This window comes from Streptomyces sp. AK010 (genome assembly GCF_014207295.1).
Taxonomy (GTDB): domain Bacteria; phylum Actinomycetota; class Actinomycetes; order Streptomycetales; family Streptomycetaceae; genus Streptomyces; species Streptomyces massasporeus.
This window is the reverse complement of the sequence record NZ_JACHCX010000016.1, coordinates 135,010-149,008: the sequence shown is the minus strand read 5'-3', so window position 1 is coordinate 149,008 and position 13,999 is coordinate 135,010. Positions and strand designations below refer to the sequence as shown.

Annotated in this window: 14 protein-coding genes and 1 pseudogene; 12 read left to right on the top strand and 3 right to left on the bottom strand. The window is 71.1% G+C overall.

Features of this window, described 5'->3' with window-relative positions; all coding sequences use genetic code 11:
- Positions 1–43: 43 nt before the first annotated feature.
- The 5 genes from HDC93_RS27675 to HDC93_RS27655 all read left to right on the top strand — a co-directional run bounded on the left by HDC93_RS27675 (position 44) and on the right by HDC93_RS27655 (position 4,864).
- Entirely contained in the window at positions 44–1,117 is a 1,074-nt protein-coding gene (locus HDC93_RS27675) for an NAD(P)/FAD-dependent oxidoreductase (protein WP_185013528.1), read from the top strand.
- A 29-nt stretch (positions 1,118–1,146) separates the two neighbouring features.
- Positions 1,147–2,685 (top strand): ATP-dependent DNA ligase, encoded by a 1,539-nt coding sequence (locus tag HDC93_RS27670; RefSeq protein ID WP_185013527.1) that lies wholly within the window; start codon positions 1,147–1,149, stop codon positions 2,683–2,685.
- A complete protein-coding gene (locus tag HDC93_RS27665; RefSeq protein ID WP_185013526.1) occupies positions 2,682–3,140 on the top strand; it encodes an NUDIX domain-containing protein in 459 nt (152 codons plus the stop codon). The genes HDC93_RS27670 and HDC93_RS27665 overlap by 4 nt, the downstream gene beginning before the upstream one ends.
- A 76-nt stretch (positions 3,141–3,216) precedes the next feature.
- Positions 3,217–4,602: an NADP-dependent succinic semialdehyde dehydrogenase gene (locus tag HDC93_RS27660; protein WP_185013525.1), complete on the top strand. Its 1,386-nt coding sequence runs from the start codon at positions 3,217–3,219 to the stop codon at positions 4,600–4,602.
- Positions 4,603–4,627: 25 nt separating this feature from the next.
- The gene (locus HDC93_RS27655) at positions 4,628–4,864 is read left to right on the top strand and encodes a DUF6213 family protein (RefSeq protein ID WP_030835344.1); all 237 of its coding nucleotides are present in this window, start codon (positions 4,628–4,630) and stop codon (positions 4,862–4,864) included.
- Here HDC93_RS27655 and HDC93_RS27650 read toward each other — a convergent pair whose 3' ends face one another.
- The gene (locus tag HDC93_RS27650) at positions 4,865–5,530 is read right to left on the bottom strand and encodes a transcriptional regulator (protein ID WP_185013524.1); all 666 of its coding nucleotides are present in this window, start codon (positions 5,528–5,530) and stop codon (positions 4,865–4,867) included.
- A gap of 174 nt (positions 5,531–5,704) precedes the next feature.
- Between HDC93_RS27650 and HDC93_RS27645 the strand changes: the two are divergent.
- Positions 5,705–6,574, top strand: a pseudogene (locus HDC93_RS27645) (type III polyketide synthase); the annotation flags it as partial.
- On the opposite strand, the gene HDC93_RS27640 reads toward HDC93_RS27645, so the two are convergent.
- Positions 6,575–7,801, bottom strand: coding sequence for an acyl-CoA dehydrogenase family protein (locus tag HDC93_RS27640; RefSeq protein ID WP_185013523.1), 1,227 nt, complete (start codon positions 7,799–7,801; stop codon positions 6,575–6,577). It lies immediately after the preceding pseudogene.
- Between the two features lie 172 nt (positions 7,802–7,973).
- On the opposite strand from HDC93_RS27640, the gene HDC93_RS27635 reads away from it, so the two are divergent.
- On the top strand, positions 7,974–8,618 hold the full coding sequence (locus tag HDC93_RS27635; RefSeq protein ID WP_053674268.1) for a TetR family transcriptional regulator: 645 nt from the start codon (positions 7,974–7,976) through the stop codon (positions 8,616–8,618).
- 120 nt (positions 8,619–8,738) lie between these two features.
- On the opposite strand, the gene def is transcribed toward HDC93_RS27635, so the two are convergent.
- Positions 8,739–9,278, bottom strand: coding sequence for a peptide deformylase (def, locus tag HDC93_RS27630; protein ID WP_185013522.1), 540 nt, complete (start codon positions 9,276–9,278; stop codon positions 8,739–8,741).
- A 158-nt stretch (positions 9,279–9,436) separates the two neighbouring features.
- On the opposite strand from def, the gene HDC93_RS27625 reads away from it, so the two are divergent.
- The 5 genes from HDC93_RS27625 (at position 9,437) to HDC93_RS27605 (ending at position 13,991) form a co-directional block, all read left to right on the top strand.
- Entirely contained in the window at positions 9,437–10,675 is a 1,239-nt protein-coding gene (locus HDC93_RS27625; protein WP_185013520.1) for a MurT ligase domain-containing protein, read from the top strand.
- Positions 10,676–10,699: 24 nt separating this feature from the next.
- Positions 10,700–11,428, top strand: coding sequence for a type 1 glutamine amidotransferase (locus HDC93_RS27620; RefSeq protein ID WP_185013518.1), 729 nt, complete (start codon positions 10,700–10,702; stop codon positions 11,426–11,428).
- Positions 11,429–11,631: 203 nt separating this feature from the next.
- Entirely contained in the window at positions 11,632–12,657 is a 1,026-nt protein-coding gene (locus HDC93_RS27615; RefSeq protein ID WP_185013517.1) for a 6-phosphofructokinase, read from the top strand.
- A 124-nt stretch (positions 12,658–12,781) separates the two neighbouring features.
- Positions 12,782–13,732, top strand: a complete 951-nt coding sequence (locus HDC93_RS27610) for a cytochrome c oxidase assembly protein (protein WP_185013515.1) — start codon at positions 12,782–12,784, stop codon at positions 13,730–13,732.
- Between the two features lie 79 nt (positions 13,733–13,811).
- Complete coding sequence (locus HDC93_RS27605; RefSeq protein WP_030835374.1) at positions 13,812–13,991, top strand: hypothetical protein; 180 nt, start codon at positions 13,812–13,814, stop codon at positions 13,989–13,991.
- The last annotated feature ends 8 nt before the right edge of the window (positions 13,992–13,999 follow it).

Sequence of the window (13,999 nt, the reverse complement as noted above, 5' to 3'; positions counted from 1 at the left end):
ATCCCGCAGGGCCGGAGCGACGCTCGGCAGCGGAGGTGGTCACATGACCGAGAACTACGCAGTGGTCGTCATCGGCGGGGGTGCGGCGGGTCTGTCCGCGGCGCTGGTGCTGGGGCGGGCCCGGCACCGCACGCTGGTGGTCGACGCGGGCGAGCCGCGCAACGCGCCCGCCGCGCACATGCAGGGCTACCTGACGCGGGACGGCATGCCACCCACCGAGTTCCTGGCGCTCGGCCGGGCGGAGATCGCGCGCTACGGCGTGGAGCTCGCGCGGGACAGGGTGGTGGAAGTGACGCGGGCCGAGAACCTCGGCGGGGTGCGGGGGAAGAACTTCACCGAGGTGCAGGGCAGGGCCTTCACCGAGGCTCAGGGCGAGGACCCCACCAGGGCGCCGAGCGAGGACCCCACCGGGGCGCCGAGCGAGGGATTCGCCGGGACGCCGGGCGAGGAATTCACCGTGGTGCTGGCCGGCGGCCGGACCGTACAGGCCCGGCGGCTGGTCGTCGCGACCGGGCTGAAGGACGAGCTGCCCGCCGTCGCCGGGGTCGCCGAGCGGTTCGGCCGGGACGTGCTGCACTGCCCGTTCTGTCACGGCTGGGAGGTGCGCGACCAGCCGTTCGGGGTGCTGGCGTCGAGCCCGGCGAGTGTGCACCAGGCGCTGATGGTGTCCCAGTGGTCGAAGGACGTGCGGTTCTTCCTGCACACGGTGGCCGAGGAGGAGCTGTCCGACGAGGATCTGCGCCGGCTCGCCGCGGCCGGGGTGGAGGTGGTGCCCGGCGAGGTCGCGGGGCTGGTGGTCGAGGACGACCGGCTCACCGGCATCCGGCTCGCGGACGGTACGGAGCACGCGCGCTCGGTGCTGTTCCTCGCGCCCCGGGCCGTTCCGCAGACCGGCCTGCTGGAAGGGCTCGGCGCCGAGCTGCACGACACGCCGTTCGGCGCGTACCCGGTGGTCGACGCGACCGGCCTGACGACCGTGCCGGGCGTGTGGGCCGCGGGCAACGCGATCGGCTTCGCCGAGCAGGTCGTGCACGCGGCCAGCGGCGGATACCGGGCGGCGTCGGCGATCGTCGGGGATCTGCTGATGACCGACCTCGACGCGGCCGCCCAGGTGTAGAGGCATCGCCTCCGGTGCACCATGGCTGCATGCTGCTGCACCGGCTGGCCCGAGTGTCCCAGGAGGTCGCCGCCACTTCGGCGCGGTCCCGCAAGACGGCCCTGCTCGCGGAGCTCTTCCGGGACGCGGAGGCCGACGACGTGCCGATCGTCATCCCGTATCTGGCAGGACGGCTGCCGCAAGGGCGGATCGGCGTCGGCTGGAAGGTGCTGAGCCGCCCGGTCGAGCCGGCGGCGGAGCCGGGCCTGACCGTGCGGGACGTGGACGCCCGGCTGGCCGAGCTCGCCAAGGTGTCGGGCCCCGGCTCCCAGGCGGAACGGGCCCGGCTGGTCGGGGAGTTGATGGGCGCCGCCACCGAGGACGAGCAGCGGTTCCTGCTCGGGCTGCTCACCGGCGAGGTGCGGCAGGGCGCCCTGGACGCCGTGGCGGTGGAAGGTCTCGCCCAGGCGACCGGGGCGCCGCCCGCGGACGTACGGCGGGCCGTGATGCTCGCGGGCTCTCTCCAGACGGTCGCGCAGGCCCTGCTCGCGGACGGCCCCGCCGCTCTCGACCGGTTCCGTCTCACCGTCGGCCGTCCGGTCTGGCCGATGCTCGCGCACAGCGCCTCCTCGGTGGGCGAGGCGGTGGACAAGCTCGGCGCCTGCGCGGTCGAGGAGAAGCTGGACGGCATCCGCGTCCAGCTGCACCGGGACGGCGACACCGTGCGGCTCTACACCCGCACCCTCGACGACATCACCGACCGGCTGCCCGAAGTGACGGCCGCCGCGCTCCGGTTGCGGGGCGAGCGGTTCATCCTGGACGGCGAGGTGATCTCCCTCGGCGAGGCCGGGCGCCCCCGCTCGTTCCAGGAGACCGCCGGCCGCGTCGGCTCGCGCACGGACGTGGCGACCGCCGCCCGCGCGGTGCCGGTCTCCCCCGTCTTCTTCGACGCGCTGTCCGTCGACGGCCACGACCTGCTCGACCTGCCCTTCGCCGAGCGGCACGCCGAGCTGGCCCGGCTGGTGCCGGAGCCGATGCGGGTGCGGCGCACCCTGGTGTCCGGGCCGGACGACACGCCCGCCGCGGAGGCGTTCCTCGCAGAGACTCTGAAACGCGGCCACGAGGGCGTCGTCGCCAAGGCGCTCGACGCCCCCTACAGCGCGGGCCGGCGCGGGGCCTCCTGGCTGAAGGTCAAGCCCGTCCACACCCTCGACCTGGTCGTCCTGGCCGCCGAATGGGGCCACGGCCGCCGCACCGGCAAGCTCTCCAACCTCCACCTCGGCGCCCGCACCGCCGACGGCGGCCTCGCCATGCTCGGCAAGACGTTCAAGGGCATGACCGACGCGATGCTTTCCTGGCAGACCGAACGCCTCCAGCAGCTCGCCGTCGAGACCGACGACCACGTGGTGCGAGTCCGCCCCGAACTCGTCGTCGAGATCGCCTACGACGGGCTGCAGCGCTCCACCCGCTATCCGGCCGGCGTCACCCTCCGCTTCGCCCGCGTCGTCCGCTACCGGGAGGACAAGCGCCCCGAGGACGCCGACACGGTCGAGACGCTGCTCGCCGCGCACCCGGAGGTGACGCCGTGAAGCGCAGCGCCGGCCTGCTGCTCTTCCACCCCGGCGACGACGGCCTCGAGGTGCTGCTCGGCCACATGGGCGGCCCGTTCTTCGCCCGGCGCGACGCCGGGGCGTGGACCGTGATCAAGGGCGAGTACGAGCCGGACGAGCCCGCCTGGGGTGCCGCCCGCCGCGAGTTCCAGGAGGAGCTGGGGCTGCCCCCGCCCGACGGTGACGCCATCGACCTCGGCGAGGTCCGGCAGACAGGCGGCAAGGTCGTCACGGCCTGGGCGATCCGGGCGGACCTCGACCCGGCGACCATCACGCCCGGCACCTTCCGGATGGAGTGGCCGCCGAAGTCCGGACGGCTCCAGGAGTTCCCCGAGCTGGACCGGGTGGCCTGGTTCGGCCTCGACCGGGCCCGTTCGGTGATCGTCAAGGCCCAGACGGCGTTTCTCGACCGGCTGGCGGAGCACTCGCCCTGAGGAGACGCTCCCGCGTTGCGGTCCCCTCCGCCGCGCGGGAAGGTCGAGACACAGCCCGCTCCGAGGGAGGTCAGCCATGCCCATCGCAACGGTGAACCCGGCGAACGGCGAGACGCTCAAGACGTACGAGGCCATGGACGAGCAGGAGATCGAGCGCCGGCTCCAGCTCGCGGAGGCCACGTTCCGCACGTACCGGACGACGGCCTTCGACGAGCGCGCCCGGCTGCTGCACCGGGCCGCCGACCTCCTCGAAGAGGACCAGCAGGACATCGCCCGCGTGATGACCACCGAGATGGGCAAGCCGATCCAGCAGGCCCGGGCCGAGGCGGCGAAGTGCGCCAAGGCGATGCGCTGGTACGCCGACCACGCCGAGGAACTCCTCGCCGACGAGGAACCCGCCGACTCCGACGTGAAGGACTCCGGCGCCTCACGCGTCCGGGTCCGCTACCGGCCGATCGGTCCGGTGCTCGCGGTGATGCCGTGGAACTTCCCGCTGTGGCAGGTGATCCGCTTCGCCGCGCCCGCGCTGATGGCGGGCAACGTGGGCCTGCTCAAGCACGCCTCGAACGTCCCGCAGACCGCCCTCTACCTGGAGGACCTCTTCCACCGGGCGGGCTTCACCGAGGGCACCTTCCAAACCCTGCTGATCGGCTCCGGGGCGGTCGACGAGATCCTGCGCGACGAGCGGGTCAAGGCCGCCACGCTCACCGGCAGCGAGCCGGCGGGCCGCGCCGTCGCCTCCACCGCCGGAGAGATGATCAAGAAGACGGTGCTGGAGCTGGGCGGCAGCGACCCGTTCGTCGTCATGCCCTCCGCCGACATCGACCGGGCCGCCAAGGTCGCGGTGACCGCGCGGGTGCAGAACAACGGGCAGTCCTGCATCGCCGCGAAGCGGTTCATCGTGCACACGGACGTCTATGACGCCTTCGCCGAGCGGTTCGCCGCGGGCATGAAGGCGCTGAAGGTCGGCGACCCCATGGCCGACGACACCGAGGTCGGCCCGCTCGCCAGCGAGCAGGGGCTGCGCGACGTGGAGGAACTCGTCGACGACGCGGTACGCAGTGGAGCGCGGGTGCTGTGCGGTGGCGAGCGGCCGGACGGCCCCGGCTGGTACTACACGCCGTCGGTCCTCGCCGGCATCACCCGCGAGATGCGGATCCACCGGGAGGAGGCGTTCGGGCCGGTCGCGACGCTGTATCGGGCGGCCGACCTGGACGAGGCCGTGCTGATCGCGAACGACTCTCCGTTCGGGCTGAGTTCGAACGTCTGGACGCGGGACGAGGAGGAGGTCGACCGGTTCGTACGGGACCTGGAGGCCGGCGGGGTGTTCTTCAACGGCATGACCGCGTCCCATCCGGCGTTCCCGTTCGGCGGTGTGAAGCGGTCCGGGTACGGGCGTGAGCTGTCCGGGCACGGAATCCGCGAGTTCTGCAACATCACCACTGTTTGGCATGGTGCGTGAGTGTTGCGGGGCTACGATCCCGTCTGTGAACCGCGAAGTGACTTTGCCTCTGATCGTCGACGACCGCGGGACCTTGCAGGTGTCTGCGGCGGATGTCAGCAAGCTCTTGCGGACGGTGGGGGGTCGGTGGGTGCGGCTCGTGGAGGGCGGGGAGTCCGGGCTGGACGAGGACACGGTGGCCGAGCTGGCCATCGAGCTGGCGAAACTGGCCGATCGCATCGATGTGGCGTGCATCGCCCACAGCAGTGGGACCGCGACGTAGTCAGGGCATTGGAGTCAACGCGTTCCAGAACATCGCCTCGTAGGTCTGCAGGAGGCGGCCGTACGTGTGTGCCCGCTCTTCGTCGAGGCGTCCGGTGTCCAGGGCCTCCTGCACCGCCGCCACCGCCAGCCGGTCCAGCTCCGGTGCCGGCTGCGCGAAGAAGTCGAAGAAGGCGCAGGCCTCGTCGGTGAAGCCGTACCGCTCCCGCAGCGCGGTCGCGATCGTCGCGCAATAGCCGCCCCACGCCGAGAAGTTGGCCGTCAGCGCCAGGACCACGTCCGCCGGTGAGGCGTTCAGGGCCAGCCAGGCCACATATGCGGGGTAGGCCTGGCAGCCGGGCAAGGGCGCGTACGACGCCTCCCCCGGCTCGTCCACGCCGCAGGCTCGGGTGAACGCCGTCAGTCGCTCACCCGCCAGTGCCTCGCCCTCGGCCAGCGCGGTGAAGTAGGCCGCGGCCCGCGGGTCGGTCGCTTCGCCGCGCGCCGCCAGGAACTCGAACGCCCCGCGGTCCGCGGGAATCACCCAGGTCTGTTCCAGGGCGAGCGCGGCGAGGGTGGTGAGGGGAGCCGTGCCGTCGGCGATCCGGGGGACCAGCGCATTGGCCTGCGGATCGGGGGCGAGGGTGGCGGTGGTCGTCTCCAGCAGAGCCCGGGCCGGGTGCGTCATCGCGTCCTCCGTCGTCGCAGTGTCGGGACGAGCCTGGCACGGCATTGCTGATACGGAGTAGTTCGGCGCGAAGTCGGCGAACGGGCGGGTGATCGTGGGTGGACCACCCTTGAGGTGAACTACCTTCTGACCGGGGCCGAAGGGCCTTCCACGAGGCGAAAGCAGGCACCGTTCATGGCGACTTTGTGCAGACCCTCGGTGTCCGTTCCAGAGCACGTGATCACGATGGAGGAGATGCTGGAGCTGGCGCGTGAGCGCCATGCCGGCCACCCCCAACTGCCGCTGGCCCTCCGGTTGATAGAGAACACCGGTGTGCGCACGCGGCACATCGTGCAGCCCATCGAGGAAACGCTGAAGCACCCCGGGTTCGAGGACCGCAACAAGCTCTACGAGGCCGAGGCGAAGGCCCGGGTGCCGGCGGTCGTGCAGCGGGCGCTGGACGACGCGGAGCTGCTCACCGCCGAGGTGGACCTGATCATCTACGTGTCGTGCACGGGCTTCATGATGCCCTCGCTCACGGCTTGGCTGATCAACGAGATCGGCTTCGATCCGACCACCCGTCAGCTGCCGGTGGCCCAGCTGGGTTGCGCGGTCGGCGGCGCGGCGATCAACCGCGCCCACGACTTCTGCACGGCGTACCCCGAGGCCAACGTGCTGATCGTGGCCTGCGAGTTCTGCTCGCTGTGCTACCAGCCGACCGACATCGGCGTCGGCTCGCTGCTGTCGAACGGCCTGTTCGGTGACGGCATCGCCGCCGCCGTGGTCCGAGGCCGGGGCAGCGAGGGCATCCGCCTGGAACGCAACGGTTCGTACCTGATCCCCAAGACCGACGACTGGATCATGTACGACGTGAAGGCGACGGGCTTCCACTTCCTGCTGGACAAGCGGGTCCCCTCGACCATGGAGCCGCTCGCGCCGGCGCTGAAGGACCTGGCGGGTGACCACGGCTGGGACGCCTCCGGTCTGGACTTCTACATCGTCCACGCGGGTGGGCCCCGCATCCTCGACGACCTCAGCACCTTCCCGCACGTCGACCCGCATGCCTTAGCGGATCGGCACACCGGCGAGGGTGCGGGCGATGACCAGGCGCTGGATCTCGCTCGTGCCCTCGAAGATGGTGTAGATGGCCGCGTCGCGGTGCATCCGCTCGACGGGGTACTCCCGGGTGTAGCCGTTGCCGCCGAGTATCTGGATCGCCTGGCCCGTGACCTTCTTGGCCGTCTCGCTCGCGAACAGCTTGGACATCGAGCCTTCGGCCGCCGTGAACGGCTTGCCGTTGACCGCCATCCAGGACGCGCGCCACACCAGCAGCCGGGCCGCGTCGATCTGCGTCCGCATGTCGGCGAGCTCGAAGGCGACACCCTGGTTGTCGATGATCGGCCGGCCGAACTGCTCACGCGTCTTCGCGTAGTCGAGGGCGACCTCGTACGCGGCACGGGCGGTACCGACGGCCATCGCGCCGACAGCCGGGCGCGAGGCCTCGAACGTGGCCATCGCCGCGTTCTTCACCCGCTCGCCGCCCGCCTTGGCCCGCTCCCGGGCCCGGGCCAGCCGCTCGTCCAGCTTCTCCTTGCCGCCGAGGAGGCAGGAGCCGGGAACGCGCACGTTGTCGAGGATGACCTCGGCGGTGTGGGAGGCGCGGATGCCGTGCTTCTTGAACTTCTGCCCCTGGGCCAGGCCCGGCGTCCCGGGCGGGACGATGAAGGAGGCGTGCCCCTTGGAGCCGAGGTCGGCGTCGACGACCGCGACGACGACGTGGACGTTGGCGATGCCACCGTTGGTCGCCCAGGTCTTGGTGCCGTTGAGCACCCACTCGTCCTTGGCCTCGTCGTACACGGCCCGGGTGCGCATGGAGGCCACGTCGGAGCCTGCGTCGGGCTCGGAGGAGCAGAACGCGGCGACCTTGACGTCGCCCGCGTCGCCGTACATCTGGGGGATCCAGGTGCCGATCTGCTCCTCGGTGCCGTTGGCGAGGACGCCCACGGCGGCGAGGCCGGTGCCGACGATCGACAGGGCGATGCCCGCGTCGCCCCAGAACAGCTCCTCCATCGCCATGGGGATGCCGAGGCCGGTCGGGTCGAAGTACTGCTGGGCGTAGAAGTCCAGGGAGTAGATGCCGACCTTGGCGGCTTCCTGGATGACCGGCCAGGGAGTCTCCTCACGCTCGTCCCATTCGGCGGCCGCGGGGCGGATCACATCGGCCGCGAAGCCGTGCAGCCAGTCCCGGACCTCCTTCTGTTCGTCGTTGAGCTCCATGGTGAACTCGGCCATGTCGTCCCCTCCAGCGGCACACGTGCATGTTACTTGCGGTAACAGCAGTCTGTTACCGGCGGGTAGTCGAAGTCAACTCCTACCGACCGGTCGGCACCCGTTCGGTGTCCTGGGCATGCTTCAGTGTTAGTTTGCGCAGGCGTCATCGAAACAGCACGGGTGGGGAGAGATCATGGACACCACGCAGCGGACCGATCAGCAACGGTCCGCCGACCGCCGCCGGCGTGAGCTGCTGGAGGCCGCCGACCGAGTGGTGCTGCGCGACGGCCCGCAGGCCTCGATGAACGCGATCGCGGCGGAAGCCGGCATCACCAAGCCGATTCTGTACCGGCACTTCGGTGACAAGGGCGGACTTTACGCGGCCCTTGCCATGCGGCACACCGACGCGCTGCTGGACTCGCTGCGGGCGGCGCTGGACGCGCCGGCGGACCGACGGGAGCGGGTCGAGGCGACGTTGGACACGTACCTCACGGCGATCGAGCTGCGGCCCCAGGTGTACCGGTTCCTGATGCACCCCGCGGAGGGGGGCCAGCCCGGGGACGCGGGGTTCGATGTCGGCAAGCACAGCGCGCCGTTGCTGCGGCGGATGGGCGAGGAGCTGGCGCAGGTCATCGAGGAGCGGCTGGATCTCGGGCCCGGCGGGCAGCAGCTGGCGCGGGTGTGGGGGCACGGGATCGTCGGCATGATGCATGCGGCCGGGGACTGGTGGCTGGGGGAACGGCCTTGCTCTCGTGCTGAGCTGGTGCGGAGTCTGGCTGATCTGCTGTGGGGGCGGCTTGCGGCGGCCGGGGACCGGGTGGGGGGGCCGGGGTTCTGAGCGTCGCGGTTCGGCTGACCGCCGGTGGGGGTTGTTCGCGCAGTTCCCCGCGCCCTTGAGGCGTTGCCGCCCGGGCGCGGCAAGAGCCCGGGCGCCCCGGCCCCCCTGAGGCGATGGCGCTCAGGCGTTCCAAGAGGCCCGGGCCACTTGTCGCATCAGTCTGCGATGGCGCCAGCCGCTCAGGTGGTCCGCGTAGATCAGGCCCTCCAAGTGGTCGCACTCGTGCTGGAGGCAGCGGGCGAAGAAGCCCGTGCCGTGGATTGTGACGGGGTCGCCGGTCATCGTGAAGCCCTCGACGACCGCGTGGTCGTGGCGTTCCGTGCCCGCTTCCAGGCCCGGCAGGGACAGGCAGCCCTCCGGGCCCCGGATCACCACGCCGTCCTTTTCGGCCAGGCGGGGGTTGATCACATGGCCCACGTGGCGGACGTCCTCGTCGTCGGGGCAGTCGTAGACGAAGACCCGCAAGGCCTCGCCGACCTGGTTGGCGGCGAGGCCGACACCCTGGGCCGCGTACATGGTCGCGTACAAGTCCTCGACGAGCCGGGCCAGTTCGGGGCCGAAGTCGGTTACCTCCGCGCAGGGGGTGTGCAGGACCGGATCGCCGTGCAGGGTGAGGGGTCTCACGCGGCCGTGGGCGCCGGGGATGGAGCTCTGTCGCATGGCGGCAAGAGTAAGGTCCTGTCGGTCCGCGTCTCCCACACGAGTTCGCCACAGTGCCGCGGTTCGGGAGTGCGAATGGATCTCGATAGGCTGAGGTCCACACCACGTGGCCGTCAGGCTTCAAGGCGCGGCGCGTACGCAAGGAGGATCGAGAACTGATGGCAGGCAACTCGGACCCGCTCTCGCCGCGGGCCAAGCTGGCCGTGACCGCGGGCAAGGCGGTCGCGGCGGCATCACGCGCCGCAGGGCGCGGCAGCGGTTCGGTGATCGGCGGCCGGGTCGCGCTGAAACTCGACCCCGACCTCCTCGCCCGGCTCGCCCAGAACCTGGACGTGATCCTGGTCTCCGCGACGAACGGCAAGACCACCACCACCCGGCTCATCGCCGAGGCACTGCGCGCGGCGGGCCCCGTCGTCTCCAACGCGCTCGGCGCCAACATGCCGGCCGGCATCACCTCGGCCCTCGCCGGCAGCTCAGACGCCCGCTACGGCGTCGTCGAGGTCGACGAGAAGTACCTCGCAGGCGTCGCCCGGGACACCGCCCCGAAGTGCATCGCCCTGCTCAACCTCTCGCGCGACCAGCTCGACCGGGCCGCAGAGACGCGCATGCTCGCCGAGAACTGGCGGGAGGGGCTCGCGGGTTCCAAGGCCGTGGTCGTGGCCAACTGCGACGACCCGCTGGTGGTGTGGGCGGCATCGTCCTCCCCCAATGTGATCTGGGTCGCAGCCGGGCAGATGTGGAAGGACGACGCCTGGTCCTGCCCGTCGTGCGGTGGCGTCATGCAGCGCCCGGGCGACGACTGGTTCTGCGGCGAGTGCGGCTTCCGCCGTCCCATGCCGAGCTGGGCGCTCTCGGGCGACCACGTCCTCGACCCGCACGGCTCGGCCTGGCCGATCCACCTCCAGCTGCCCGGCCGCGCCAACAAGGCCAACGCCGCCTCCTCGGCCGCCGTCGCCGCCGTGTTCGGGGTGCCGCCGCAGGTCGCGCTGGAGCGCATGTACCAGGTGCAGGCAGTGGCCGGGCGTTACGACATCGTCCAGTTCCAGGGCCGTGACCTGCGACTCCTGCTCGCGAAGAACCCGGCCGGCTGGCTGGAGACGTTCTCCCTGATCGACCCGCCGCCCACGCCGGTCATCCTCTCCGTGAACGCGCGCGGCGCCGACGGCACCGACACCTCCTGGCTGTGGGACGTGGACTACACGCGCCTGACCGGCCACCCGATCTGCGTCGTCGGCGACCGGCGACTGGACCTGGCGGTGCGCCTGGAGGTCGCCGACCAGCACTTCCAGGTCTACGAGAACCTCGACCAGGCCGTGGCGGCGTGCCCGCCAGGGCGTATCGAGGTCATCGCCAACTACACGGCGTTCCAGGACCTGCGCCGGCGCGTCGGCAACTGAGCACGAGACGTCAGGGGACTTTTTGTGAGCGACAACCAACTGCGGGTCGTCTGGATCTATCCCGACCTGCTCAGCACCTACGGCGACCAGGGCAACGTCCTCGTCGTGGAGCGCCGGGCGCGGCAGCGCCGCCTGGACGTGGCCCGGCTGGACGTGCGCAGCGACCAGCCGATCCCGACCTCCGGCGACATCTACCTGATCGGCGGCGGCGAGGACCGGCCGCAGCGGCTCGCCGCCGAGCGGCTGCGCCGGGACGGCGGACTGCAGCGGGCCGTGGAGAACGGCGCCATCGTGTTCTCCGTGTGCGCCGGCTACCAGATCCTCGGCCACGAGTTCATCAACGACCTCGGCCAGCGCGAGCCCGGCCTCGGTCTGCTGGACGTGGTGTCGACGCGCGGCGAGGGCGCGCGGTGCGTCGGTGACGTGCTGGGCGACATCGACTCCCGCCTCGGCCTGCCCCCGCTGACCGGCTTCGAGAACCACCAGGGCGTCACCCACCTCGGCCCCACCGCCCGCCCGCTCGCCCAGGTGCGCTTCGGCAACGGCAACGGCACGGGCGACGGCACGGAGGGCGCGTACAACGACACCGTCTTCGGCACGTACATGCACGGGCCGGTGCTCGCGCGCAACCCGCTGATCGCCGACCTGCTGCTGAAGCTGGCCCTCGACGTCAACGCGCTGCCGCCGACCGACGACCAGTGGTATGAGGCCCTTCGCAACGAGCGCATCGCGGCTGCTCAGCAGCCTGCCTGAGCGCGTCCGGGCAGCGTGCGGGGAGAACGCGTCAACCTGCTGGTCAACAGCCCGTCTGTCGGCCCATCCGCACAGGTGAGCGGGGTCGTCCAGCAGGCGGACGCGTGCTTCGGTCCGGCCCCTCGATGCCGCTAGGGTGGCGGGGATTCCAGCCGGACAACGTGGTCCGGTCCCCGGCCCACGTTGAGAAGGTAATTCGGGCTATGCGCATTGGTGTCCTCACGTCCGGCGGCGACTGCCCCGGCCTGAACGCCGTCATCCGGTCCGTCGTGCACCGTGCCGTCGTCGACCACGGCGACGAGGTCATCGGCTTCCGGGACGGCTGGAAGGGCCTCCTGGAGTGCGACTACCTCAAGCTCGACCTCGACGCGGTGGGTGGCATCCTCGCCCGCGGCGGCACGATTCTCGGGTCCTCCCGGGTCCAGCCCTCCCATCTGCGGGACGGCGTGGAGCGGGCGAAGGGCCATGTCGAGGAGCTCGGCCTCGACGCGATCATCCCCATCGGCGGCGAGGGCACGCTCAAGGCCGCCCGGCTGATGTCGGACAGCGGTCTGCCCGTCGTGGGCGTGCCGAAGACGATCGACAACGACATCGCGGTCACGGACGTCACCTTCGGCTTCGACACGGCCGTGGGTGTGGCGACCGAGGCCCTGGACCGGCTGAAGACCACCGCCGAGTCCCACCAGCGGGTCCTGGTCGTCGAGGTCATGGGCCGGCACACCGGCTGGATCGCGCTGCACTCCGGAATGGCCGCCGGCGCGCACGCCATCGTGGTGCCCGAGCGGCCCTTCGACACAGAGGAGCTGACCCGTCGGGTCGGCGAGCGGTTCGAGGCGGGCAAGCGCTTCGCGATCGTGGTGGCGGCGGAGGGGGCCAAGCCCCGCGCCGGGAGCATGGAGTTCGACGAGGGCGGCAAGGACATCTACGGGCACGAGCGGTTCGCCGGGATCGCCCGGCAGCTGTCCGTGGAGCTGGAGGGACGGCTGGGGAAGGAAGCCCGGCCGGTGATCCTCGGGCATGTGCAGCGGGGCGGTACGCCGACCGCCTACGACCGGGTGCTGGCCACGCGGTTCGGGTGGCATGCGGTGGAGGCCGTGCACCGGGGTGAGTTCGGGCAGATGACCGCGCTGCGGGGCACCGACATAGTGATGGTGTCGTTGGCCGAGGCCGTGAAGACGCTGAAGACCGTGCCGGATGAGCGGTACGACGAGGCGGAGACCGTACTCTGAGGCCGAGTTCCCGCGCCCCTGAGGGACGACGGACCCGCCCCCGGTCGTCACCACGACCGGGGGCGGTCCTACTCTTGTGGGCGGACAACTTGCTGCACACCCCCACGAAACAGGAGCCGGCGGAATGGATCACAGCGGGCACGGCATGACCATGGATCTGCCGCCGTTCACGCTGGGGCGAGGGCTGGAGTGGTCCACGGACCCGTTCTTTCTCGTCGCCTGCCTGGCCGGGCTCGCGCTGTACGGGTGGGGTGTCGTGCGGCTCGTCCGACGCGGGGACAAGTGGCCCGTGGGGCGGACGGTCGCCTTCACCATCGGCGTGCTGAGCATCGTGCTCATGATGTGCACCCGGCTGAACGACTACGGCATGGTCATGTTCAGCGTGCACATGGTGCAGCACATGGTCATCAGCATGGTGTCGCCCATCCTCCTCCTGCTCGGCGCGCCGATCACCCTGGCGCTGCGGGCGCTGCCGCCGGCCGGGCGGGGTCACAAGGGGCCGCGTGAGCTGCTGCTGATGTTCCTGCACAGCCGGTACATGCGGATCGTCACGCACCCGGCGTTCACGATCCCGCTGTTCATCGCGAGCCTGTACGGGCTGTACTTCACGCCCCTCTTCGACACCCTGATGGGCTCCGGGGCGGGCCACATCGCGATGATGGTGCACTTCCTCGCCGTCGGCCTGGTGTTCTTCTGGCCGATCATGGGCGTGGACCCGGGCCCGCACCGCCCGGGCTACCTGATGCGGATGCTGGAGCTGTTCGCGGGCATGCCGTTCCACGCGTTCTTCGGGATCGCGCTGATGATGGCGTCCGAGCCGATGGTCCAGACGTTCAAGAACCCGCCCGGCTCGCTGGGCATCGAGGCGCTGTCCGATCAGAACGCGGCGGGCGGCATCGCCTGGGCGTTCAGCGAGATCCCCTCCGTGCTGGTGCTGGTGGCCCTGCTGTTCCAGTGGTACGCCTCGGACCAGCGGCAGGCCAAGCGCACGGACCGGGCCGCCGACCGCGACGGGGACAAGGAACTGGAGGCGTACAACGCCTATCTCGCCTCGCTGAACACACAGGGGCGCTGAAGACCTCTTCGGTACGGGCCGTGCGCGCCGGGCGTCCGCCGGGCACCATGGAGGAACCGAGCCCGAGGAGGGTGTTGCGATGCCCGGTTCCACGAACGGTTCCAACTCCACGAAGACCATGGGAGCGCTCACGCTGGGCGGGCTGGTCGTGGTGACTGCCTACACGGTGGCGCTCGGCAGCAACGGCTGGCTGTGGTTCGGCTGGGTCGTGCTGGGTCTGATCACGCTGGGACTGGTGGTCACCACGCGCAGCACCTGAGGGCTCGC